Origin of the sequence: Rhizobium sp. SG_E_25_P2, from assembly GCF_029892285.1 — a bacterium.
Lineage (GTDB): Bacteria > Pseudomonadota > Alphaproteobacteria > Rhizobiales > Rhizobiaceae > Rhizobium_E.
The window spans coordinates 193,495-215,498 of the sequence record NZ_JARXVM010000008.1; the positions used below are offsets into that span (position 1 = coordinate 193,495).

The 22,004-nt window shown below is 61.4% G+C and carries 22 protein-coding genes and 1 pseudogene; 12 read left to right on the forward strand and 11 right to left on the reverse strand.

Features of this window, described 5'->3' with window-relative positions; all coding sequences use genetic code 11:
• The first annotated feature begins 114 nt into the window (after positions 1–114).
• Positions 115–1,950: a calcium-binding protein gene (locus tag M2360_RS13460; RefSeq protein ID WP_280775681.1), complete on the forward strand. Its 1,836-nt coding sequence runs from the start codon at positions 115–117 to the stop codon at positions 1,948–1,950.
• A 60-nt stretch (positions 1,951–2,010) separates the two neighbouring features.
• Here the strand turns inward: M2360_RS13460 and M2360_RS13465 are convergent.
• Together M2360_RS13465 and M2360_RS13470 are read right to left on the reverse strand one after the other, a co-directional pair.
• Positions 2,011–2,299 (reverse strand): annotated as a pseudogene (locus M2360_RS13465) (ISAs1 family transposase); the annotation flags it as partial.
• Between the two features lie 70 nt (positions 2,300–2,369).
• Positions 2,370–3,215 (reverse strand): DUF3313 domain-containing protein, encoded by an 846-nt coding sequence (locus tag M2360_RS13470; RefSeq protein ID WP_280775682.1) that lies wholly within the window; start codon positions 3,213–3,215, stop codon positions 2,370–2,372.
• Between the two features lie 354 nt (positions 3,216–3,569).
• Between M2360_RS13470 and bmt the strand changes: the two genes are divergently transcribed.
• The 3 genes from bmt (at position 3,570) to M2360_RS13485 (ending at position 6,770) form a co-directional block, all read left to right on the forward strand.
• Positions 3,570–4,577 carry a betaine--homocysteine S-methyltransferase gene (bmt, locus tag M2360_RS13475; RefSeq protein ID WP_280775683.1) on the forward strand — a complete coding sequence of 336 codons (1,008 nt, stop codon included), beginning with the start codon at positions 3,570–3,572 and terminating at the stop codon, positions 4,575–4,577.
• A 162-nt stretch (positions 4,578–4,739) separates the two neighbouring features.
• Complete coding sequence (locus M2360_RS13480) at positions 4,740–6,407, forward strand: hypothetical protein (RefSeq protein ID WP_280775684.1); 1,668 nt, start codon at positions 4,740–4,742, stop codon at positions 6,405–6,407.
• A 15-nt stretch (positions 6,408–6,422) separates the two neighbouring features.
• A complete protein-coding gene (locus M2360_RS13485) occupies positions 6,423–6,770 on the forward strand; it encodes a hypothetical protein (protein ID WP_280775686.1) in 348 nt (115 codons plus the stop codon).
• A gap of 35 nt (positions 6,771–6,805) precedes the next feature.
• On the opposite strand, the gene M2360_RS13490 is transcribed toward M2360_RS13485, so the two are convergent.
• Both M2360_RS13490 and M2360_RS13495 read right to left on the reverse strand, forming a co-directional pair.
• Positions 6,806–8,833 (reverse strand): VWA domain-containing protein, encoded by a 2,028-nt coding sequence (locus M2360_RS13490; protein WP_280775688.1) that lies wholly within the window; start codon positions 8,831–8,833, stop codon positions 6,806–6,808.
• 11 nt (positions 8,834–8,844) lie between these two features.
• Entirely contained in the window at positions 8,845–9,360 is a 516-nt protein-coding gene (locus tag M2360_RS13495) for an RNA polymerase sigma factor (protein ID WP_280775690.1), read from the reverse strand.
• 163 nt (positions 9,361–9,523) lie between these two features.
• On the opposite strand from M2360_RS13495, the gene M2360_RS13500 reads away from it, so the two are divergent.
• Positions 9,524–10,399 (forward strand): DMT family transporter, encoded by an 876-nt coding sequence (locus M2360_RS13500; RefSeq protein WP_280775691.1) that lies wholly within the window; start codon positions 9,524–9,526, stop codon positions 10,397–10,399.
• Positions 10,396–11,274, forward strand: a complete 879-nt coding sequence (locus M2360_RS13505) for a DMT family transporter (RefSeq protein ID WP_280775693.1) — start codon at positions 10,396–10,398, stop codon at positions 11,272–11,274. Before M2360_RS13500 ends, M2360_RS13505 begins: the two co-directional genes overlap by 4 nt.
• On the opposite strand, the gene M2360_RS13510 is transcribed toward M2360_RS13505, so the two are convergent.
• The 6 genes from M2360_RS13510 to M2360_RS13535 all read right to left on the reverse strand — a co-directional run bounded on the left by M2360_RS13510 (position 11,275) and on the right by M2360_RS13535 (position 16,836).
• On the reverse strand, positions 11,275–11,604 hold the full coding sequence (locus tag M2360_RS13510; RefSeq protein ID WP_280775695.1) for a DUF5615 family PIN-like protein: 330 nt from the start codon (positions 11,602–11,604) through the stop codon (positions 11,275–11,277).
• On the reverse strand, positions 11,604–11,828 hold the full coding sequence (locus M2360_RS13515; RefSeq protein ID WP_280775696.1) for a DUF433 domain-containing protein: 225 nt from the start codon (positions 11,826–11,828) through the stop codon (positions 11,604–11,606). The genes M2360_RS13510 and M2360_RS13515 overlap by 1 nt, the downstream gene beginning before the upstream one ends.
• Positions 11,829–11,883: 55 nt before the next feature.
• On the reverse strand, positions 11,884–12,567 hold the full coding sequence (locus M2360_RS13520) for a ferredoxin (protein ID WP_280775697.1): 684 nt from the start codon (positions 12,565–12,567) through the stop codon (positions 11,884–11,886).
• A 98-nt stretch (positions 12,568–12,665) separates the two neighbouring features.
• Positions 12,666–14,234, reverse strand: coding sequence for a trimethylamine methyltransferase family protein (locus M2360_RS13525; RefSeq protein ID WP_280775699.1), 1,569 nt, complete (start codon positions 14,232–14,234; stop codon positions 12,666–12,668).
• Between the two features lie 152 nt (positions 14,235–14,386).
• A complete protein-coding gene (locus tag M2360_RS13530) occupies positions 14,387–16,369 on the reverse strand; it encodes a bifunctional diguanylate cyclase/phosphodiesterase (RefSeq protein ID WP_280775700.1) in 1,983 nt (660 codons plus the stop codon).
• Complete coding sequence (locus M2360_RS13535; protein ID WP_280775701.1) at positions 16,366–16,836, reverse strand: hypothetical protein; 471 nt, start codon at positions 16,834–16,836, stop codon at positions 16,366–16,368. Before M2360_RS13535 ends, M2360_RS13530 begins: the two co-directional genes overlap by 4 nt.
• 208 nt (positions 16,837–17,044) lie before the next feature.
• On the opposite strand from M2360_RS13535, the gene M2360_RS13540 reads away from it, so the two are divergent.
• Positions 17,045–17,746 carry a B12-binding domain-containing protein gene (locus M2360_RS13540; protein WP_280775702.1) on the forward strand — a complete coding sequence of 234 codons (702 nt, stop codon included), beginning with the start codon at positions 17,045–17,047 and terminating at the stop codon, positions 17,744–17,746.
• An 80-nt stretch (positions 17,747–17,826) separates the two neighbouring features.
• On the opposite strand, the gene M2360_RS13545 is transcribed toward M2360_RS13540, so the two are convergent.
• Positions 17,827–17,973 carry an EncA/B family entericidin gene (locus M2360_RS13545; RefSeq protein WP_280775703.1) on the reverse strand — a complete coding sequence of 49 codons (147 nt, stop codon included), beginning with the start codon at positions 17,971–17,973 and terminating at the stop codon, positions 17,827–17,829.
• 128 nt (positions 17,974–18,101) lie between these two features.
• Here M2360_RS13545 and M2360_RS13550 point away from each other — a divergent pair, with 128 nt between their 5' ends.
• The 5 genes from M2360_RS13550 (at position 18,102) to M2360_RS13570 (ending at position 21,843) form a co-directional block, all read left to right on the forward strand.
• On the forward strand, positions 18,102–18,707 hold the full coding sequence (locus M2360_RS13550) for a DUF1638 domain-containing protein (RefSeq protein WP_280775705.1): 606 nt from the start codon (positions 18,102–18,104) through the stop codon (positions 18,705–18,707).
• A gap of 91 nt (positions 18,708–18,798) precedes the next feature.
• Entirely contained in the window at positions 18,799–19,473 is a 675-nt protein-coding gene (locus M2360_RS13555; RefSeq protein WP_280775706.1) for an exopolysaccharide biosynthesis protein, read from the forward strand.
• A gap of 180 nt (positions 19,474–19,653) precedes the next feature.
• A complete protein-coding gene (locus M2360_RS13560; RefSeq protein WP_280775707.1) occupies positions 19,654–19,956 on the forward strand; it encodes a virulence factor in 303 nt (100 codons plus the stop codon).
• Positions 19,957–19,985: 29 nt separating this feature from the next.
• Complete coding sequence (locus tag M2360_RS13565) at positions 19,986–20,855, forward strand: methylenetetrahydrofolate reductase (protein ID WP_280775708.1); 870 nt, start codon at positions 19,986–19,988, stop codon at positions 20,853–20,855.
• 19 nt (positions 20,856–20,874) lie between these two features.
• On the forward strand, positions 20,875–21,843 hold the full coding sequence (locus tag M2360_RS13570) for a methyltetrahydrofolate cobalamin methyltransferase (protein WP_280775709.1): 969 nt from the start codon (positions 20,875–20,877) through the stop codon (positions 21,841–21,843).
• Positions 21,844–22,004: the final 161 nt, after the last annotated feature.

Genomic DNA, 22,004 nt, shown 5'->3' on the forward strand with positions numbered 1-22,004 from the left:
TGGCCCTAATTGCTTTCTCACTTGCGACGGCAGCGGTGCGTTCGGAAATGACAGCGCTTCAACAGCACTCATTTTTCCGGCGCACTTTTCGACGTGAAGAAGGAAGGAGTTCAGATGTCCACAACCATTCCAGGCGATACGTCCACCACCGTGACAATCACCCAAGGCCAAGAGCTGAACGGCGAACTGACATTTTCCGGCGACAGCGATTGGTATCGCGCAGAGCTGACAGCGGGCCTTGACTACGGCTTCAAGGTGTCTGGTGACGGATCAGGGTCGTCGCTTCCCGATGCTGATCTCTATCTCTACGACAGCACAGGCAATCGCCTGACCGGCGAGACAAATTATTCTCAGACCAGTACGAGCATCACCTACAAGGCAGCGGCATCCGGCTCCTTTTATGTCGGCGTCACCGACAGCAGCGATCTCGGCAACTACAAGCTGACCTGGGTCGGCAACGACACCGTACTGCGCAACACCGCCACCACCGCGACGCTGTCCAAAGGCGAAACATTCGAGAGCGCTATCGACGTGGCGGGAGATTCCGACTGGGTCAAGGTCGAGCTCAAAGCTGGCCTGAATTACGGATTCAACGTCTCTGGCGACGGTTCCCAGAACAGCCTGCCGGATGGCGATCTCAATCTGCGCGACGCCGATGGAAATGTCGTCGTGTCGGGCGCCAATTACAGCAATTCAAGCTATTCGATCTACGATGCGGCGGAACGAACCGGCGCCTATTACCTGGAAGTCGTCGACAGTTCCGACACTGGAAACTACAAGCTGTCCTGGCTTGGCAACGACACAATCCTACGCAACAGCCAGACGACAGTTTCTCTGGGATCCACCAAGACCCACACCAGCGCCATCGAGGTGAGCGGCGATTCCGATTGGTTCAAGGTCAAGCTCGAAGCCGGCATCAGCTACGCATTTCGCGTCGATGGAACAGGCGCAAACAAATTGCCGGACGGCGATGTCAATATTCGAGATGCCGACGGAAACATCGTGTCCTCTGGAACCAACTATTCCTATTCAAGCTTCGCCAACGCCTATACGGCAGAGGATGATGGCGTGTACTTCGTTGAAGTCGCAGACAGCGGCGGCGATACCGGAAAGTACAAGATCACCAATGTCGGGCGCGATACGATCGTCAACAACAGCGATACAGGTAGCATGATCGTCGAAGGCGGCGTCTTGCAAAGCAAGATCGACGTGAACGAGGACAGCGACTGGCATCAATTGACCGTTCGTAAAGGCCGAACTTATGAGTTCGACCTTACCGGAACGGGCGGCAAAAACGGCGCCGATGACGTCTATCTGGCGCTGCATGACAAGAACGGCGACCGGCTTGCATATGACGGCGGCGATTCCGCCACCATCACCTGGAAAGCGGATACATCCGGCAAGGTCTATCTGGAAGCCGCAGGCTATTCCTTCAACACCATCGGCGACTATAAACTATCTGCGATTTCGAACTCGCCGACGCTGAAAGGCACGGCCAAGGACGACAACCTGACGGGCGGCGACAACAAGACGACGATTTCGGGTCTCGGAGGCGATGATCGGCTGAATGGCGGCGGCGGAAACGACAGGATTATCGGCGGCTCCGGCGTCGACACGCTGATCGGCGGCGGCGGTAAGGATGTATTCGTGTTCGCAGCTTCGGATACCGGGTCTACAGTCAAATCCGCCGATACGATCCTCGATTTCAGCCTCAGGCAGAAGGACGTAATTGATCTCAGCGGCATCGACGCCAATAGCCACAAGTCAGGCAATCAGGCCTTCACATTCATTGGTGACGACAGCTTCTCCAAACATGCCGGCGAATTGCACGTCGACAGGGCGAAAAGCGACACCTGGATCAAAGGCGATATGAATGGCGACGGCAAGGTTGATCTTCTCATCCACCTCGACGACAGCTTCAAGCTGACCCAACAGCACTTCGATCTCTGAAAAATTTGGGGCGGAGGCAAAACGCATCCGCCCCGATCAAGCAGGGCAATCGCTTCAAAGTTATCTCCAAGTCTGAGAGACGGTTTTGAAGAGATAATCATCGTTCCAAGATGCGGTTTTCTTCCTGATCTTGAGACTTGCCTTGTCGGGAATCTGCTTGAAGAGGTTGAGGGGCGCATGTTTGATGGTCGCCATGTTGGCGGGACCGTTTTGCGTTCTCAACCGCATGAGATCGTCGTCGAAGACGACGTCGAGCACCTATTGGAGACGGTTTTCGACGCCCCAATGGGCGCGCCGCGTGCGCAAATTGGGCGGCGAACAGATGGGCTGACGACAGACAATAGCGTCTCGACATGCTGGTATGGTGAGCAGCCTTTGACGGACTCCGGAGGCGTCCAACGCCTCCGGATCAAGAGAGATCAATTGGCCGGTGCAGTGGGTTTCTGCGCGCCAGACTTGTCGGTCCAGGCTGGCGGCGCGCCCACCATGCCCGCCACCATGCCGGGAACGCCCGGCGCGCGACCGAAGGCTTCGCAAGCTGCGTATTTCGGCTTGCCGCCGAAATAGGACTTGATGCGCTGGCCGGACGGGGCCTCGAGATCCAGCATCGCCGGCGGTTTGCCCTTTTTGATAATGGTCGAGAAATCCGAGCCGAACGACGCCGCCAGGCTGTAGGCGTCGCCGATCTCGGACACTCTCGGCGCGGAAGTGATCGAATTGGCGCCGCGCGACCAGATGATCGCGGCGCGCTGAACGCCGGCCGCATCGAGCGCTTCGCCTTCCACCGCTATGGCGCCAAGTCCCACCGGCAGGCGCGGCACGCTGACCGGCAGCACGAAATTCGACCCCAGGCTGAGAGCCGCTGAGACCCCCGCCGCGGTCTTGCCGGTCGGGACCAGTTTGGTGACCGTGGTCTTGACGGTGAGATCAGCCGGTTGGCCATAGGGAACGATGGTGTATTTGTCGCTGAGCGCCACACATATCGCGCGGCTCAGCGTATTGACCACCAACTCCCTGTCCTCGTCTTTCTTGACCCTGCTGGCCGCCAGCGCGGTGAAACTCGCCGGGGCGATCGCGACCGTTCTCGCAGACAGGACCACGGAACTGTCGACGAATGTCCGCTCCTTGGTCAGCCGGCCGCTTTGCGGGCCGAGATTGCTCGACGACGACAGCGATGCGCCATCCGAGAGGTCGACGCTGCCGCAGGACGACAGGAGCGCCAGGCAGAGCGACGCCATGACGAGCGACAGGCTTTGCCGAAACATACTGAGGCCATGCCTCGATTCCGGGCGATTCATTCGCATAGACAAACCCTTACTGAAGCGTCCCGCCGATCCGGCAGCCGCCATGGTTTCCGAAGCCTCCTCCACCGCGCGACGATAAGCGCCGGCCCCGCCGGACGCCCATCGCCGTCTCTCGGTCGGCTTGGCGCGGTTATGCGCCGCCCCCACCCGGCGTACAAGGAAACTATTCCTGCAAGTCGAGGCGCCTTTGTGCGGATGCGCGTCTCGTTCGGCGACAAAGACCAAATAGGAAACACGGGCACCCGTCGTTTATCCTTGCCATCACATAAAGATATCTTTATATCTTTGTCTACCAACCATCGCAAGGACTCACCCATGACCGCCAATCCGCTTTCAGATCTGCTCGCCCAGAAGGGCGTTCTCCTCGCCGATGGCGCGACGGGCACCTCGCTGTTCGCCATGGGGCTGGAAGCCGGCGAAGCGCCGGAGATGTGGAACGAGGCCAAGCCCGACAACATCACCAAGCTGCATCAGGATTTCGTCGACGCCGGCGCCGACATCATTCTCACCAACTCCTTTGGCGGCACCCGCCAGCGGCTCAAGCTGCATCACGCCCAGGATCGCGTCCATGCGCTCAACAAGAAGGCCGCCGAAATCGCCCGCGCCGTCGCCGACAAGGCGCCGCGCAAGGTGATCGTGGCGGGTTCGGTCGGTCCGACCGGAGAATTGCTGATCCCGCTCGGCGCGATGTCCTATGAGGAGGCGGTCGACGCCTTCGCAGAGCAGATGCGCGGCCTGAAGGAAGGCGGAGCCGACGTCGCCTGGATCGAAACCATGTCCTCGGCCGAAGAAATCCGCGCCGCCTGCGAAGCGGCGGTCAAGACCGGCATGCCCTATGTCTATACCGGCTCCTTCGACACCGCCGGCAAGACCATGATGGGGCTCGCGCCCAAGGACATCCATGGCGTTGCCGCCGATATCGGCGAAGGCCCCGTCGCCGTCGGCGCAAATTGCGGTGTCGGCGCTTCCGACATCCTCGCCACATTGCTGGCCATGACCGAGGCCAAGCCGGACGCCACCGTTGTCGTCAAGGGCAATTGCGGCATTCCGGAATTCCGCGGCGAGAAGATCTTCTATTCCGGCACGCCGCCGCTGATGGCCGATTATGCGCGGCTGGCCATGGACGCCGGCGCGAAAATCATCGGCGGCTGCTGCGGCACCTCCTGCGAGCATCTCGCCGCAATCCGCGAAGCAGTGGACAGCCACACGCCCGGCCCCCGTCCGACGCTGGACATCATTGTCGAGCGTATCGGCCCGCTGCGCAACAAGACCGCAGAGGATGCCGCGCCCCCGCGCGAACGGCGTGGCCGCAGTCGCGGCTGACGCGGAAATCGGTAAAATTTCCCAGGGGCCCGGCGACGGGCCCTTTTCACATGGGGTCGACGGGGTCAGGGTCGGACAAGCATAGGTGGCGATATCCTTTAGCAACAGGAGAAACACGGCGCCGATGATTCCATTTCAGCCGCGATCGAAAACGGACGCTCCATGACATCGGCGCTTGAGGACGCGCTCCGACGTTATCAGGCGGGAGACTATCAGGGCGTCATCGCCGATTTCGGCGTGCTGGCCCAGGAAGCCTCTTGCCCGCAGGCCCTGCTCGTCATCCTGGCGCAATGTCATTTACGGACCGGTTCGCCGTTACGGGCCGCACGGCATTTCCGGCGCGCCGCCGAAACCGAGGGCCGCGATCACGCTGCGTTCATGCTGATCGCCGGCCATCTCTTCCTCGAACATCTCGCGATCAACGAAGCCTATCAGGCCGGCCTCAACGCCCGCGATCTCGCCCCGATGGACCCGCGGACCCATCGGTTTTATTACCGGGCCTTGCGCCATACCTGCCTGTTCCGCGACATTGCCGAGGAAAATGACGCGTTGCTGGCGCGATTGCGCGGCGGCGATCCCTTCTGGCGGGCGGCGGAAGATCCCTATAGCCATATCGACTGGTCCGAAGACGAAGCGTTGGCGGCGGAATTGCGGCTGTTCCCCACCGGCCTGACAGAACAGCCGAGACCATCCGTTCTGGCGGGACGGTCAAAACTGCGGATCGGCTATCTGCTCCCCACAGTTGCGCCCGAAGCGTCGCCGATGCGCCTGATAGCGCCGGTGATCGCCTGTCACGATCCCGCACGGGTGGATGTCCGGCTGATCACCCTCGATCCAGTGGCGCCGACCGAGACGCCGTTGCCGGTGCTGGCCATCGGTGGAATCAATGACGACAGCGCCGCAGCCGCCATTCACGCCATGGAACTCGACATGATCGTCGATCTTGTCGGCCACGGACAGACAGGCCGCCAGAATTTACTGGCCGAAAGTCTGGCGCCTCTGCGCGTCGGCTTTCTCGGCGTCACAGGTCCGAGCGCCGGCTTGAACTATGACTATATCATCGCCGACACCATCGTCGCGCCCCCGAATGCCGACGGACGGCGCGGAGAGAAGTTCTGCCGTCTCCAAGGCGTCTTCACACCGTTTCCACCAAAACCCGGCGACATCGAACGCCGCAGCCGCGCGGCGCTGGATTTGCCCGATGACGCCGTGGTCGTCGCATTCTTCCACGAGAAGCGCAGGCTTTCGCCCGCCTGCTTCGCGAGCCTGGCCGCGATCCTGAAAGCGGATGAACGCATCGTGCTATGGCTGCAATTCGCCAACCGGTTCAGCCGCGACAATCTCCTGGCCTCAATGGTGGAAGCTGGCGTTGCGGGCGAGCGGATCCGGTTTTCGACGCCGGCCGCCACACGCGCGGAGCGCATGGCGCGGCTATCGGCGGCGGATCTCGTGCTTGACAGCTTTCCCCACAACGGAACGGCAATGATCGCCGAGGCCTTGCAACTCGGCCTGCCAGTCGTCGCTCGGCAAACGCCCGCCTTCTGGGGGCGGATGACAGAAAGCTTGCTCACGGAACTCCGGCTGGAGGAATTGATCGCCGCGGACGACACAGCCTTTGTGGAGCTTGCTTTGGCGCTCGCACGCGATCCCGACAGACGAGCGGCGCTGTCCAGAAAAATCCGCGGGAAAATCGAACAATCGTCCCTATTCGACCCCGCCGTTTTCGCTCGAAAGCTCGAATCGGCGTATGAGCGAATGATGATGCTCGCGCGGGCCGGATTGGCCCCGGAGGATCTCGATCCGCCGCCGCCGGCGGCAAAGACGAACTGAACGGATGAGAACGCCATGACCGCCGCCCCCTTTCCAGACCGCGACGCCGTCGCCGAAAAAGCGCAAAACTTCCAGGACGCCGACCAGAGCTTTCTCAAGCTGCTCATGGAAAATCCGGTGCAGGACGACAATCTCATCGAAGGCCTGACGCTCTGGCTGAACCGCGCGGCGGGAGCCCGTTTCCTGAACTCGCTCAAGCTCGAAAAAACCGGAGAATGGTTGGGTCACAACGCCCCGGCGCGGCTGCAGGTGCGACTGACGGAACTCGCCAAATCGTCCCAGCACCCTGCCTTTGCAGCCTATCGCGAGGGGCTGAAGAAATCCGGAGGCCTTGAGCGCGCCTTTCCCAAGGCCTCCGTTTGAGGTCTGACGGCTGGCGTCAGGATATCGGCTTTTCCTCAGCGAGACCCCAGCGATTTCGCGATCGACAGCAGTCGGATGAACTCCGCTCTGTAACCGAAGGGATCAGCGCCGCGCGCACCCTGGGCGAGTGATCGGATCTCGTCCCAGCCATAGTCCGACAGTTCTGGATCGCCGCGAAGTTTGCGGGCGAAAGCCGCCACCGCGACGGAAAAGCGGATGTCGGTAGAGACCTCGTCGATTTTCTTCAGCGCTGATCCCGCCATCACCGGAAACGAACTCAACCGGCTCTGCTTTTCTCCCAGTCGCTTGTAGCGCAGCTTCACATACGCCAGTTCATCCGAAGCAGGCTTGGCGGCGTCTGGCGCGCCGTAGCGCAGGTCGTCGATCCGCGTTGCCGGGCTGCCCTTTGGCGTGATCTCGTAGATCGCCGTCACCTCGTGACCAGAGCCGATTTCGCCGGCGTCGACCTTGTCGTCATTGAAATCCTGACGGTTGAGCGCCCGGGTCTCATAACCGATCAACCTGTATTCGGAGACGCGGGCGGGATTGAATTCCACTTGGATCTTCACATCTTCGGCGATCGGAAACAGCGCCGACATCGCATCCTGCGACAGCGCTTTTTCCGCCTCGGCGAGCGTGTCGATATAGGCGGCAACGCCATTGCCGTTCTGCGCCAGCGTCTGCATCAACCCGTCATTGTAATTGCCGGAACCGAAGCCGAGCACCGATAGATAGACGCCGCTCTTGCGCTTAGTCGTGATCAGCGATTTCAGCGCGTCGTCGCTTGCGGCGCCGACATTGAAATCACCGTCAGTGGCGAGCAGCACGCGATTGACGCCATCTTTGACGAAACTCTTTTCCGCCAGCGCATAGGCAGTTTCAATGCCCTCGGCGCCTGCCGTCGAGCCGCTGGCGCCAAGCGCATCGATGGCGGCAAGGATCTTGGACTTGTCGCGCGCCGAGGTCGGCTCCAGCGCCACGCCCGAGGCGCCGGCATAGGTGACGACCGACACCGTATCCTCGGGCGTCAACGTGTCGACTAGCATCCGGAACGCGGTCTTGAGCAGCGGCAATTTGTCGGCCTCGTCCATTGACCCGGACACGTCGATCAGGAAGACCAGATTGGCAGGCTTGCGCTGAGCCGCGGTGAACTGATAGCCGCGAAGCCCGATATGCAGAAGCTCGGTCCCGGTATTCCAGGGATTGGGCATGACGGTGGCGGTGGCGCGGAACGGCTCCTCCGGCGAGGCGGGCGCAGGCCAGTCATAAGGGAAATAATTGATCATCTCCTCCGGCCTGACCGCGTCGGGCGGCGGCAGCGCGCCATCGAGCAGCATACGCCGCGCATAGGCGTAAGATGCGGTGTCGACATCGATGGAGAAGGTGGAGACCGGTTCCTCCGCCACACGCTTGATCGGCGAGGCGTCTTTGCCGGAAAAACGGTCGCCGAGCGAATCCGGCTCTAGCGGTGGAGCGTCACTTTCGGCGTCTGGATCGATCAAGATGCGCAAACGACTGACTTGGGCGTTTTCAGGCCTCGGCGATCTCTGCACATGACCAGTGGGCGAAAGGCTTTGAGCAGCGATGTCTGAGATGGCGACGCCTGGCGCGGCGGCAGGAGCCTCATGCGCCGAGTCTATATCCAACGCCTGTGGTTTTGCAGGCGACACCGTCTGAGGCGGCTGCGCCAACAGGCCCTGAACCTCGGATGCGCTGAACTCGCTTTCCCGTCTTGACGGCGCGCCAGTCACCTTCTTCGCGTTTGGTTCAGCGGCCGGCACGACTGCCGGCGGTTCAGCCTGCCGGGCGAGATAAAGGCCGGCGGGAACCAGCGTCAGCATGGCGATCGCCGAACCGGCGAAGAGTGGTCTGGGCATGTCGAACATCCTCATCATGGTTTTGACGAGGCTTGGACGACGGTCATCTCTGAAAGCTTGGGGCGCCGTCGCGGATTTTTGCTGCGTGTCGAACGCGGCCATGGCGGCGTCGAGGGCCGCTGCGCGCGCAGCTTCGGACGCTTCCGGGGGAGCCAGATGGGAAAGACGATCGAGATCTCGTGTCATGGTCAGTCTCCTTACGCCGCGTTCAGGCCAAGCAACGCCCGCAATCGCTTGCGGGCGGCATGCAGATGCCAGGCGATGGTGCTTTCCCCGCATCCAAGGATCTTGCCGGTGGTCGCATGATCCAGCCCCTCGGAATAAACGAGCAGCACGGCGTCCCGCTGTCGCGGCGACAGGTTGAGCGTCGCCTGCCACAAGGCTTCCAACCGCTCGTCGTCCGACGCCTCTTCCTGATTTACCCAATCCGCCTGCTGGTCGCGTCTGACATCGCGGGCGCGCTTGCGCGCCTGATCGCGGACCGTGTTGAGAACCAGCGCATAGAGCCAGGTGCGAAACGCTGCATCGCCGCGAAACTGAGAGAGCACGCTTGCCAGCCGTATACAGACATCCTGGGCTGCGTCTTCCGCATCGGCTTTGTTGCCGGTCCATTTCCAGGCTGTCGCGTGAATGAAGGCGTAATGCCGGTCAATCAGCGTCCTGAACGCCTCCCGGTCCCCGGCGCCGGCGCGGCGCGCCAATTCCTTGTCCAAGCGCCCCTCCCTTTCTGTCTGAGCTCTCGAACACTGAGACGTTTCATCTTCAAAAAAGCTTGGGGCTCGGATCAAGAAAATTTAGCAGCGGTTTTCTACCACCTGCGCTAGCAAGGTTGCGACGTTTGTTCTAACTTTGTTCGAACTCTCCGCAAAGGCTCCCATGACACCGCGCCGCAACTATCAACTCGGGCTTATCCTGGTCACGCTTTCCGCCGTGGCCTGGAGCACCGCAGGCTTCTTCACCCGTCTCATCCCGCATGACAGTTTCACGCTGCTGGCCTGGCGCGGCATTTTTGGCGCGCTCAGCCTGCTTATTGTGGTCATGCTGATGCATGGCCGCGGCTGGACGCGTGAATTCACCCGCATTGGCAAGCCAGAACTCGCCTATATCGGCATCACCATCTGCGGCATGATCATGTTCATCACCTCCTTCGCCCACACATCGGTGGCGCATGGCGCGGTGATTTATGCGACCATTCCGTTCATCGCCGCGCTTCTCGGCTGGTTCTTTCTCAAGGAGATCCCCGACCGCGGCGCGATCGCCGCCAGCGGCGCGGCTCTGGTCGGCGTGGCTGTCATGGTCGGCTTCGGCGCCGATGGCGGACTGTTCGGCGATGCGCTGGCTCTGGGCATGACGCTGTGCATGGGCTTCTCGATCATCATCGTGCGCAAGAACCCGACAATGGCGGCCGCACCGGCGGCGGCCATCGGCGCGCTTCTGAGCGGGCTGATCTGCTGGCCGCTCGGCGATCCCCTGTCGGTCACCACGGTCGAACTCTGGCAGCTCGCAGCCTTCGGCGCGGTCAATTCCGCCATGGGGCTCGCCTGTTTCGCCTGGGGCTCCAAGCGCCTGCCGGCGATCGAGACGGGTCTGATCGGCGCGCTCGACACGCCGCTCGCCCCCCTCTGGGTGTGGATTGCGTTCGGCGAGACGGTCGGCCCGCAAACGCTGATCGGCGGCGGCGTCGTCATGGCGGCCGTAATCACCCATGTGATGTGGAGCCAGCGCCGCCGGCCCGTAGGCAGCCCGGCATGACCGATCTGCCGCTCGAACAGATCCACCGCGACCGCCAGATCGGCGTGCTGTTTATCATGCTGGCGGCCATCACCTGGAGCACCGCCGGCTTCTTCACCCGGCTGATCGGCCTCGACTACGCCGCCATGATCGCCGGTCGCGGCATTTTCGGCGGTTTGGGCTTGTTTGCGATCATCGTGATGACGGAAGGGCGCAACTGGCCGCGCCTGTTCCGCAGCATGGACCGCGTCTCGATCGTCTATATCGGGTTTGTGGTCGCCGGCATGACCGCCTTCGTCGCCTCGCTGGGGCTGACGTCAGTGGCGCACAACGCCGTCATCTTCGCCACGCTGCCGCTGATGGCCGGTTTTCTCGGCTGGATGATCCTCCGCGAAACGCCGACGCTAGCCTCGATCGTCGCGGCCGGCCTGGCGCTGATCGGCGTGGCGATCATGGTGGGTTTCGGCGCTGACGGCGGGATTTCGGGCGACGCGCTATCCGTCATCTCGACGCTGTGCATGACGCTCTGCATCATCGTCATCCGCCGGCATCCTGAGCAGTCAATCTTTGCCTGTTCCTGCGTGGGATCGCTGACCAGCGGCCTGATCTGCCTGCCCTTCGCCGATCTCTCGGTCGCGGCACCCCATCAACTCCTCCTCCTTGTCCTGTTCGGTCTCGTCAATTCCGCCGCAGGCCTGACGCTGTTTGCGCTCGGATCCCGCAAACTGCCAGCCATACAAACGGCGCTGATCTCGACGCTCGACACGCCGCTCGCGCCTTTGTGGGTCTGGATCGCATTTCAGGAAAACGTCACGCCGCAGACGCTTGTTGGCGGCGCGATCGTGCTGGCGGCGGTGATCGGCAATATTGTGTGGAGCAGGCGCGCGGTGGGGTGATCAACGCGCAGTTATGATGGTTTCACCGGCAAGCAGACTTCGTTCAATCTCTGTGAATATCTCGGCAAACCGGGCAAGCAAGGCGGCCTTGCGCGAATTTTGAATTCTGATCCACACCACTTGAGGTCCCATTTTCGCTCGTGCGCGGCGATCAGCGAAATCCTGATCTTTAGAGACGATCACGGCAGATTCGCGCAGCGCCAAGTCCCAAATAACGCTGTCGCTGGCATCTTGAAGATGAAGGTCGGAAATGTGGATCGCATCATGTCCTCTCGAAGCGATCCAGCGCGCAACAGCCGTAGGTAATTGCGCGTCGACTAGAAAACGCATCAGGCGACGCGTGGAACGGGTTGTTCAGCTTGTCGGGCTGCATATTCCAATGCTGCAGTTATGTCTTCGGGTTCAAGCAGCGGATAGTCTTCAAGAATTTCTTCTCTGCTGGCTCCGCAAGCAAGGAGGTCCAAAACGTCGACAACGCGGATGCGCAACCCCCGGATGCTGGGTCGGCCACCGTTCTGATCCGTACTGATCGTGATCCTGTGAAGTTCGCTCATTGACCCTGTCTCGCAATCCAATGACGATCCTAGCACAGTTTACATACGTGTCACCTCACAGCGACAACGCCTGCATATGAAACCGCAACTGCTCGACCGGATACCGAGACCCCGCCCCCACCGGACAGGCGGCGCGGGAGAGGCATCCGGCGGCCATACAGCCCGACTGCCCCTCATCTGAGGCGAGATATCCCCGACAGGCTGCATAGCCAAAGCCTGTAGACGTGATCGCCCCTGCCGGACAGGCTGGCATGCAGGACTTGTCGGGACAGTGATCACAGGGATGATGATCGAACGGAACCGTGGCATCGCCGATCCTTTCGGAAAAGCCGATCGCGCCGCGATAGCCATGCCACAGCCCATGGACCGGGTGGATGAGGATGCCGAGCGGCGAGGCCTTCAGCCCCTCTGCCCGCATCGCCCATTGTTGAAACGGCTTCCACGGCGTCTCCGAGGGAAACCAGGCCTCGCCGGAGACGGATGCGGCCAGCGGACGGATGACCGCCTCCGACCAGACGTCGAGCGGATGGTCGAGCCCCACCCCTTTCTCGTCCCGCCAGCGCGAAAAGGCAGGCCACAGCGATCCGCCGACATTGCCGATCAGCACAACTGTTCGCGCGCTATGGCCCGACGCCATCTCCGGTCCTTCGCCGTCGACATGCAGAACGCCGCGCAAAAAAAGTCCGTGCGGCGCAAGCGCCGCACGGATGTTTTCGAGTGTGTCCGAGGAGTCTGTCATCGCATCCAGTCGGGCTTGTAGTGCGGACGCCAGACGTCCCGCTGGATCATATCCTCAACCTGCATCCGCCCGCCGCTCTCCCTGGCTACGGGACCCCTTCACGTGAAGGCGTCGGGCATGGAGTCCTTGCGCTCCTTGATATAGGCGAGCAGGGCTTCGTCGATGGCCGGGTCGAGCGCGGGCGCTTCATACTGTTCCAGCCAGGAACGGCACAGGGCGTTGGCGCGCTGTTCGATGCGCTTTTCGCCTTCGACTTCCCACTGTTCATAGGAATTGTTGTCGGCCAGCGCCGAACGATAGAAGGCGGTCTGGAAATTGGCCTGTGTATGGGCGCAGCCGAGATAATGGCTGCCGGGGCCGACTTCGCGGATCGCATCCAGCGCCTGGGCCTCGACGGAAAGATCCACGCCCTGGGCCATTTTCTGCATCATGCCCAGCTGGTCCTGATCGATCATGAACTTCTCATAGGACGACACAAGGCCGCCTTCGAGCCAGCCAGCCGCATGCAGCACGAAATTGGTGCCGGCCAGAAGCGTCATGTTGATCGTGTTGGCGCTCTCATGCGCGGCCTGCGCATCGGGAACCTTGGAGCCGCACAGCGAACCGCCGGTGCGGAAGGGAATACCCAGGCGACGCGCGAGCTGGGCTGCGCCATAGGAGACCAGCGACGGCTCCGGCGTGCCGAAGGTCGGCGCGCCCGATTGCATCGAGATCGAGGCGGCGAAGGTGCCGAACAGCACCGGCGCGCCCTTGCGGATCAGCTGGGTGAACGCAGCGCCGGCCAGCACTTCGGCGAGAATCTGCGTCAGCGTGCCGACCACCGTCACCGGGCTCATCGCGCCCGACAGGATGAACGGCGAAATCACCGTCGCCTGATTGTGGCGGGCATAGACCTTGAGCGCGCCCACCATGGTCTCGTCAAACACCATCGGCGAATTGGCGTTGATGAGGTTCAGCGTCACGCAGTTGTTCTCGACGAAGTCGTCGCCGAACACCAGCTTCGCCATGGCGATCGTGTCTTCGGCGCGTTCCGGCGCGGTCACCGAGCCCATGAACGGCTTGTCGGAATATTTGATATGGCTGTAGATCATGTCGAGGTGACGCTTGTTCACCGGCACGTCGACAGGTTCGCACACCGTGCCGCCCGACGAATGCATCGACGGCGCCATATAAGCGAGCTTCACGAAATTGCGGAAATCCTCGATCGTCGCATAGCGACGCACGCCTTCGAGATCGCGCACGAAGGGAGGGCCGTAGACGGGCGCAAACACGGTGGCCTTGCCGCCGATCTGGCAATTGCGCTCGGGATTGCGGGCGTGCCAGGTGAATTCCCTCGGCGCCGTCTTCAACAGTTCGCGGCACAGGCCTTTGGGGAAATGCACGCGTTCGCCGCGAACATCGGCGCCGGCTTCCTTCCACAGCGCCAGCGCTTCCGGATCCTCGCGGAATTCGATGCCGATCTCTTCGAGAATCGTGTCGGCGTTCTTTTCGATCAGCGCCAGACCTTCCTCGTCGAGCACCTGATATTCCGGGATCTTGCGGGTGATGTAAGGCAGAGACGGGTTGGGACCTCCGCCCGCGCGCGACGCTCTGCGCGCCGCGGCGCCGCGTCCGCGACGTCCGCCGCCTTCTCCCTGAGCGGCTACTGGTTCGACTGTCTCATCCATGGTCTCGTCCTCTGCGATCGCCGCGTTCGCGGCCCATTGTTTGGTTTGATCCTAAAGCATGCCGCAAAAGGGACATTCCTAAAAGCGCCACCCATGTCGCTGGAAGCGAAGCGCGGCGGAGATGGAACAGCGTCCGGGAGCCGACGCCCCATTCAGCCGGAGAGCAGGCGCGGACCAGGACGATCGGCGCGCCGTTCTCCCAGCCAGGCCATCAGCGAAAGATCCGACATCGGCCGCGCGAAATGATAGCCTTGGCCAAACGGCGCGCCTAGTCCGAGCAGGACGGCGCGATCGGCTTCGGTCTCCACGCCTTCGGCCACCACTTCCATGCCGAGATCCCCCGCCATGCGGGTGATATGACGAACGATGTCATAAGTGCGGTTGCACACGACAATGCGGCGGATCAGCGACTTGTCGATTTTGATCTGGGCGAATTCGAGTTCCGCAAGACGGCTGAGATTGGAATAGCCAGCTCCGAAATCGTCCACCGACAGGCGCACTCCAGCCGCCCGCAGCGCTTCGAGATTCTCGACCACGGTTTCGCTGAGCGACATGGCCGCATCCTCGGTGAGTTCGAGAATGATGCTTTCGGTTGGGCATTTGCGCTTGGCGAGAACGCCGGTGATCGATCCGGCGAGATCTGGCATCGACAGCAGCGCCGGCGACAGGTTGACCGCCATGCGCGGCGCATCGCCCGAAAGCGCCAATTGCGCGCGCAGCACGCAGGCGCGATCGAGCATGACCAGCGTCATCGGTAGGATGAGATTGGCGCCTTCCGCCGCCTGGACGATATCAGGCGCGGCGATCGCCCCGAAGCGTGGATGCGTCCAGCGCACCAACGTTTCGACGCTATGCGTCTCCCCCGTCTTCAAAGACACGATCGGCTGGAACGCGGCCTCAAGGTCGCCATCGGCGATCGCCGTGACCAGATCCCGGGCGAGGCAGCGCTTGCGGGCGCTGTCGGCGATCATTTCGGCGGTGGTGAAGCGTGCGCAATTTCGTCCCTCCGCCTTTGCGGAATAGAGAGCGAGGTCGGCATGTTTCATCAGCGTTTCGGCAAAAAGCGCGTTGTCGCGGGCGTCGCTGGAATGGGCCAAGCCGATCGAGGCCGTCACCTGCAGGCTCTTGCCTTCCACCGAAATCTGGCGGGCGATGTCCTTCAGCGCGGCGTCAGCGTAATCCATGGCGCGATGTCGAGATCCCTTGAGCAGAACGGCGAACTCGTCCCCGCCGAGCCGCGCCACAACGCCTCCCAACGGAGCCGCATTGGCCGCAAGCGCCGCCGCCACATGACGCAGCAGCGCATCGCCGGCCGGATGGCCCATCGTGTCGTTGACCTCCTTGAAACTGTCGAGATCGACGAGAAGCAGCGAAAATTCGCTGAAAGGCGGTCGCGACGCCAATTCCGTCTCAAAACCGCGTCGATTTCCGATGCCGGTCAGGCCATCGGTGACAAGCAACGCCTCCTTCTCGGCCATCGCCCGCTTCAGGCGGACATTCACCCGCTGCGAGATGAACAATTCGAAGATCACGAAGAGCACCAGAAAGCCGACCAAGCCGGCAAATTGCGACTGCATCGACTTCAGCGAATCGAGGCTATGCAACTCGCGCTCGATCATCTTCTGCATCTGGAAACGCCGCGCCAGATAGGCGTCGCTGCTCATATCGTTGACGCGGGTTTGAAACTCGCGGATCAGCGCGAGCAGCGGACGAAGGCTTACTCTGTCGCCGGGGGTGAGCTTGGCGATCGCCGCCTCGAATTCGGGAAGCCGCGCCTTCATTTCCACCGCGACTTTCGCGTCCATTATATTCGCGTCGCGCAAGGCTTTTTGATAATTTGGCGTCGCCACCACGTTTGTGCGCGACCAGAAAATGTCGAGCGCGACATCGACGTCCCGGCGCCGGATGTCCCGGTCGCCATAGGAATATCGATGCGCCTTCACCAGGAGATCCGACAGCTCCATTTCAAGCCGCGTCGCCTCCTCATAGCGGGCTGAATTGAACAGATGCATGCCGAGGCCGTCGGCGATGCCGGAAATATTGCCGATTGTGACGACCAGCATTGCGCTCATTGCCAGTAGCATGACGGGAAAGCGCAACAATGCGAGATTTTTGAGCGCGCGACGATCCATCATCGAACGGAAATCTCCTTGAGTTGCCAAACGCTGCGTGCCTCATAGATCGGATTGAACCGCAGATTTGGATGCGCTTCGGACGGATAGACGATCCAGAGCGGCCCCTTGTCTCGCAGCGTCAACGCCTTGCCGTCGACCTCGCGCGCCGCCAAAAGCGCGTAGTCGTCGAGATCAGAGATTGGAATTTCCGCATGATAGCGGTCATAGGCGGTCGCCAGCAAGGTTTCGCCGGAGAACCCGGCCAATGCGAGTACATCCTGTAGCAGGGGTCCGCGGACGCGATGCGGCGCGTCATCCATACCTGGAAGAATCGCGACATATTCGACCTGAGGCAGCGCTTCGATTTTGGCGAGAGGAATCTCGACGCTGCTTGCGCCATGACGGATCACCAGGATCGGCTCTTCCGCCCCGCATGCCGCCGCCCAAAGGAAAAAAACTAGAAACCCGCAAATCCGTCCAACGCGCATCACCATTCTCCATCAGCAGAGCCTTAAGGGAGACGCGTTAAAAACGGCTTATGCGAAAATAATTAAATTCGGCCTGCAGTAAGACCCCGTCGCTTTCGTGCGGGAGAGCGTCGCTTTCGAAAACGCTTTGCAAACGTCCAAGGCTAACTATAGTGAAACAGAGGGTTTCGCCGAATCCGGCGCCCGCAGATTGATGACGAGGAGCGCCATGGCAGACGATGAAATCATTCTCTCCGAGCTTTCGGACGAAGAGCTTGTGCAACAGATGCACGACGATCTCTACGACGGACTGAAGGAAGAGATCGAGGAAGCCACCAACATCCTTCTCGAGCGCGGCTGGGCGCCGTATGACATCCTGACCGAAGCGCTGGTCGAGGGCATGCGCATCGTCGGCGTCGACTTCCGTGACGGCATTCTCTTCGTGCCGGAAGTGCTTCTGTCCGCCAACGCCATGAAGGCCGGCATGTTCATCCTGCGTCCGCTGCTCGCCGCCACCGGCGCGCCGAAGCTCGGCAAGATGGTTATCGGCACCGTCAAGGGCGACATCCACGACATCGGCAAGAACCTCGTCGGCATGATGATGGAAGGCGCTGGCTTCGACGTGATCGACCTCGGCATCAACAATCCTGTCGAAAACTATCTCGAAGCCCTGGAGCGGGAAAAGCCGGATATTCTTGGCATGTCCGCGCTGCTGACCACCACCATGCCTTACATGAAGGTCGTCATCGACACGATGAAGGAAAAGGGCATTCGCGACGATTACGTCGTTCTCGTGGGCGGCGCGCCGCTCAACGAGGAATTCGGCAAGGCAGTCGGCGCCGACGCCTATTGCCGCGACGCCGCGATCGCTGTCGAAACCGCCAAGGACTTCATCAAGCGCAGGCATAATCTTCTCGCTGCGGGCGTCTGATTTCGGCCTTTCATATGTGATAAAGAATGGCCGCAGCGGCATCCCGCGCGGCCATTTTTCATGAGGGATACGCCCCCGTTTTAGTTGGCGACATCCTTGGCCGCGTCTTCGGTGGCGTCGACAGTGTTGGACGCGTCCTTGCCCATGCCGCGAATAGTGTTGCCGCAGGACGACAGCGCCAGAGCCGCGATGAGAATGAGTGCGATGCGGGAATGAACTTTGGTCATGAATGCTCTCCGTGACGGGGTTTTGGTCTGGGAAGCCGGCTGATATCCCGGATCACCGGACGATAAACGCGCGAAACGCCGAAATGTTCGCGCTCGGAACGGAACCGAAAGAACGGAAGGAAGACGCGATGAACGACCATCCGGCCCAGGCGGAAAAACTGCGCGTCATCGCTTGCGGCGCAATTGCCCGGGAAGTGCTGGCGATCCGCAGTCAGCACGGCCTCGATCACATCGATCTCCAGTGTCTTCCCGCCATCTGGCACGTCTTTCCAGACAAGATCGCGCCCGCGATGCGCGAGAAGATCGCCGAGGCCCGCGCCGAGGGTTTCCAGAAGATTTTCATCGGCTATGCCGAATGCGGCACGCAAGGCGAACTCGACAAGATCTGCGCCGAGGAAGGCGTCGAGCGCATCGAAGGCCCTCATTGCTATGCCTTCTTCACCGGAAATGACAAATTCCTTGCCGAATGCGAGACGGAATTCACCGCCTTCTATCTGACCGACCTGATCACTCGGCAGTTCGAAGCCTTCGTGATCGAGCCGCTCAAACTCGACAAGCATCCGGAACTGCGCGACATGGTGTTCGGCAATTACACCAAGATCGTCTATCTCGCCCAGACTGAGGACGAGGAGTTGCAGAAGAAGGCCAAATGGGCCGCCGATTACCTCAAGCTCGATTACGAATATCGCTTCACCGGCTATGGCGACCTGACCGACGCCCTTAAACGCGCGTGACCGTAACGAAAAAAAAGCGACATTGTTGTTTGATAGCCTGCGCCCGACCGTTACATGGGAGCGGATCAGCAATCGGAGACAGTGTGACCGAATGGATATGAGCGCGGCTAAGCCCCATCAGCCCCATCATAGGCAGAGCCTGTCGCAGCTGTTGCGCGAACTCTCCGACAATGCCGGCGAGAAGATCACGCTCGGCGAAATCGCCGACGGCATGGAGCACCGCTCCTTCGGCGCGTTTTTGGTGGTTTTCTGTCTGCCGAATCTCATTCCGCTGCCGCCGGGCGCCACCTTCATTCTCGGCCTACCGCTGGTGTTCGTGTCCTTCCAGATGGCGTTTTCAAGGCTCGACACCATCTGGCTGCCGCGACGGCTGCACGAATACGCCTTCGACAACCGCGCTTTCGCCAAGGTTCTCGACAAGTTCCTTCCCTGGATCGGCTGGACGGAACGATTCATCAAGCCGCGATTCTGGGTTGGAGAAATGCGTCTCTATGAACGTTTCCTCGGCCTGTTCGCCCTACTGCTCGCATTGATCATCTTCCTGCCGATCCCGCTCGGCAATATGGGGCCGGCCTATGCGCTGGCGTTGATCGGCCTTGGCCTGACCGAACGCGACGGACTGACCATGATAGCCGGGGTTGCGCTCGGGCTGATCTTCACCGCCGTCATCGGCTATGTCGGCTACGAGATCCTGTCCGCCATCCCCGAGGTCATCAGACAAATCCCCGCTTATTGGGCGAGCTTCAAGGCCTTTTTCACCTTCTAAAACGCATCCGCGCCTGCGCTTTGTCAAAAGGCCGACAGGCGTGTCGCATTAAGACCAAAGCGACGTCGTGACTAGCCGGGCCACATCCCCCTTCCCGCTTCATTGTAACGTCATCGGAGGAGAGCGGATCGGCGGCGAAAGCCGACCCGCGACGAGACATCCTGACAGGAGAATTCGGGAATGGCGGACCGCATCATCGTTTACTGGCGCGATATCCCCGCGCAGGTGATCATCAAAAAGGGGCGGCAGAACGCCAAGCGCGAATTGTCGCTGCGCTTCACCGAGGCGATTGACATGTGCGCCATGCGCACCGGCGCCGCCGAGACGGACGATTACCTCGCCGAATGGCGCAAGGCCGCCCCCGTTCCGGTCTCCGACGAACTCGAAGCCGAGGCCGATAAGGCCGCCGCCGAGCTCGAAGCCGCTTATGACCGCGATCGGCTCGTGGCGCTGGTGAAAGCCGGCGGTCGCGAACAGAACTAATCCAGGCCCCGCACGCAAGGACCCCATTCATGTCCAGAATTCCCGCTTCCATTGAAGTCGCCCCGAAGCAGGCGATCGAATCCGCTGACCTGCCTGGCCTGTTTCCCGCCGGAAGCCGCGTCTACATCACCGATATCGGCACCGACACGACCGACACGCTGGTCGCCGCCGCCCGTCGCGTCACCGGTCTCGGCTACACCGCCGTGCCGCACTTCGCCTCGCGTCGTCTGTCCACCAAAAGCGCGCTCGAAGAGCGCATCAAGCGCACTGTCGGCGAAGCCGGCGTCAGGGATGTGCTGATCATCGGCGGCGGGCTGGACAAGCAGGCAGGTGAATTCGGCTCCACCATGCAGGTTCTCGAAACCGGCTTCTTCGACAAGAACGGCGTGATGGACATCGCAGTCGCCGGCCATCCCGAAGGTTCGCCGGACTTTTCGGAAGCCGTGGCGATCGAAGCGCTCAAGCTCAAGCAGGCTTTTGCCGAACGCACCGGCGCGCGCGTGCGCATCGTCACCCAGTTCGGCTTCGACGCCAAGAAATTCATCGCCTGGGCCGACGGCCTGAAGGCTGCGGGCGTCGACCTGCCTGTTCATCTCGGCGTCGCTGGCCCCGCCAAGATCACAACGCTGATCAAATACGCGGCCATGTGCGGCGTCGGCAATTCGATCTCCTTCCTCAAGAAGAACGCCATGTCGCTGACGGCGCTCGCCACCAGCCATTCGCCTGAAGACGTGGTCGGCCCGATCGAAAAGCACTTCCTCGCCAACCCCGACTCTGCCATCAAGCAGATCCACGTTTTCCCCTTCGGCGGCTTGAAGAAATCCGCTGAATGGCTTGTCGAGCGTGGCTCTTGGGATATGAACTCTTCCGCAGCCGCTTCGGCGCGCGCCGCATCTTAATTTCGAGGATCAGACGGACATGACCCGCACCATCGTTGCTTCCGCCACCAAGGAAATCATCATCGGTTTCGACCAGCCCTTCTGCGTCATCGGCGAGCGCATCAACCCGACCGGCCGCAAGAAGCTGGCCGCCGAAATGCAGGCCGGCAATTTCGACACCGTCATCAAGGACGCGCTCGAACAGGTCGCTGCCGGCGCCACCATGCTGGACGTCAATGCCGGCGTCACGTCGGTCAACCCGAACGAGACCGAGCCGGCCCTTCTGGTGCGCACGATGGAAATCGTCCAGGGCCTCGTCGATGTGCCATTGTCGATCGACAGCTCCGTCACTGCCGCCATCGAGGCAGCCCTCAAAGTCGCCAAGGGCCGTCCGCTGGTCAATTCCGTGACCGGCGAGGAAGAAAAGCTCGAAGCCATCCTGCCGCTCTGCGCCAAATATAACGTCCCCGTCGTCGCCATCTCCAACGACGAGACCGGCATTTCGCAGGACCCGGACGTCCGCTTCGCCGTCGCCAAGAAGATCGTCGAGCGCGCCGCCGATTACGGCATCAAGCCCTATGACATCGTCGTCGATCCGCTGGTCATGCCGATCGGCGCCGTCGGCTCGGCCGGTCTGCAGGTTTTTGCGCTGGTGCGCCGCCTGCGTGAAGAACTCAAGGTCAACACCACCTGCGGCCTGTCCAACATCTCCTTCGGCCTGCCGCATCGCCATGGCATCAATGCCGGCTTCATCCCGATGGTCATCGGCGCCGGCATGACCAGCGCGATCATGAACCCCTGCCGCCCGGCCGAAATGGAAGCCGTGCGCGCCGCCAACGTGCTCAACGGCACCGACGAAAACTGCTACAACTGGATCAAGACCTATCGCGACTACAAGCCCGCCGAAGGCGGCGCTGCCCCTGCTCCGTCGCCGGCATCGGCCTCGACCGGCGGCGGCCGTCGCGGCGGCCGCGCCGCTCGCGTCGGCGGCGCTGCGCCAACGGAATAAGCGAAAGCCTTTGATTTTTGGAAAGCCCGGTTGCGAAAGCGCCGGGCTTTTTTGATTTCGGAATGATCCTGCCCCCATACGACAACGTCGCACCCCAATTTCTCGGCAAGACCAACGTCTGCGCATCATATTTGCCATTTGGCAGAAATGAGCTATATATA

What these genes read in the sequence shown, in the direction of transcription:
- M2360_RS13460 (WP_280775681.1), top strand. Translation starts at nt 115, where the DNA reads ATGTCCACAACCATTCCAGGCGATACGTCCACCACCGTGACAATCACC.
- M2360_RS13470 (WP_280775682.1), bottom strand. Translation starts at nt 3,215, where the DNA reads ATGTTTCGGCAAAGCCTGTCGCTCGTCATGGCGTCGCTCTGCCTGGCG.
- bmt (WP_280775683.1), top strand. Translation starts at nt 3,570, where the DNA reads ATGACCGCCAATCCGCTTTCAGATCTGCTCGCCCAGAAGGGCGTTCTC.
- M2360_RS13480 (WP_280775684.1), top strand. Translation starts at nt 4,740, where the DNA reads ATGACATCGGCGCTTGAGGACGCGCTCCGACGTTATCAGGCGGGAGAC.
- M2360_RS13485 (WP_280775686.1), top strand. Translation starts at nt 6,423, where the DNA reads ATGACCGCCGCCCCCTTTCCAGACCGCGACGCCGTCGCCGAAAAAGCG.
- M2360_RS13490 (WP_280775688.1), bottom strand. Translation starts at nt 8,833, where the DNA reads ATGACACGAGATCTCGATCGTCTTTCCCATCTGGCTCCCCCGGAAGCG.
- M2360_RS13500 (WP_280775691.1), top strand. Translation starts at nt 9,524, where the DNA reads ATGACACCGCGCCGCAACTATCAACTCGGGCTTATCCTGGTCACGCTT.
- M2360_RS13505 (WP_280775693.1), top strand. Translation starts at nt 10,396, where the DNA reads ATGACCGATCTGCCGCTCGAACAGATCCACCGCGACCGCCAGATCGGC.
- M2360_RS13510 (WP_280775695.1), bottom strand. Translation starts at nt 11,604, where the DNA reads ATGCGTTTTCTAGTCGACGCGCAATTACCTACGGCTGTTGCGCGCTGG.
- M2360_RS13515 (WP_280775696.1), bottom strand. Translation starts at nt 11,828, where the DNA reads ATGAGCGAACTTCACAGGATCACGATCAGTACGGATCAGAACGGTGGC.
- M2360_RS13520 (WP_280775697.1), bottom strand. Translation starts at nt 12,567, where the DNA reads ATGACAGACTCCTCGGACACACTCGAAAACATCCGTGCGGCGCTTGCG.
- M2360_RS13525 (WP_280775699.1), bottom strand. Translation starts at nt 14,234, where the DNA reads ATGGATGAGACAGTCGAACCAGTAGCCGCTCAGGGAGAAGGCGGCGGA.
- M2360_RS13530 (WP_280775700.1), bottom strand. Translation starts at nt 16,369, where the DNA reads ATGATGGATCGTCGCGCGCTCAAAAATCTCGCATTGTTGCGCTTTCCC.
- M2360_RS13535 (WP_280775701.1), bottom strand. Translation starts at nt 16,836, where the DNA reads ATGCGCGTTGGACGGATTTGCGGGTTTCTAGTTTTTTTCCTTTGGGCG.
- M2360_RS13540 (WP_280775702.1), top strand. Translation starts at nt 17,045, where the DNA reads ATGGCAGACGATGAAATCATTCTCTCCGAGCTTTCGGACGAAGAGCTT.
- M2360_RS13545 (WP_280775703.1), bottom strand. Translation starts at nt 17,973, where the DNA reads ATGACCAAAGTTCATTCCCGCATCGCACTCATTCTCATCGCGGCTCTG.
- M2360_RS13550 (WP_280775705.1), top strand. Translation starts at nt 18,102, where the DNA reads ATGAACGACCATCCGGCCCAGGCGGAAAAACTGCGCGTCATCGCTTGC.
- M2360_RS13555 (WP_280775706.1), top strand. Translation starts at nt 18,799, where the DNA reads ATGGATATGAGCGCGGCTAAGCCCCATCAGCCCCATCATAGGCAGAGC.
- M2360_RS13560 (WP_280775707.1), top strand. Translation starts at nt 19,654, where the DNA reads ATGGCGGACCGCATCATCGTTTACTGGCGCGATATCCCCGCGCAGGTG.
- M2360_RS13565 (WP_280775708.1), top strand. Translation starts at nt 19,986, where the DNA reads ATGTCCAGAATTCCCGCTTCCATTGAAGTCGCCCCGAAGCAGGCGATC.
- M2360_RS13570 (WP_280775709.1), top strand. Translation starts at nt 20,875, where the DNA reads ATGACCCGCACCATCGTTGCTTCCGCCACCAAGGAAATCATCATCGGT.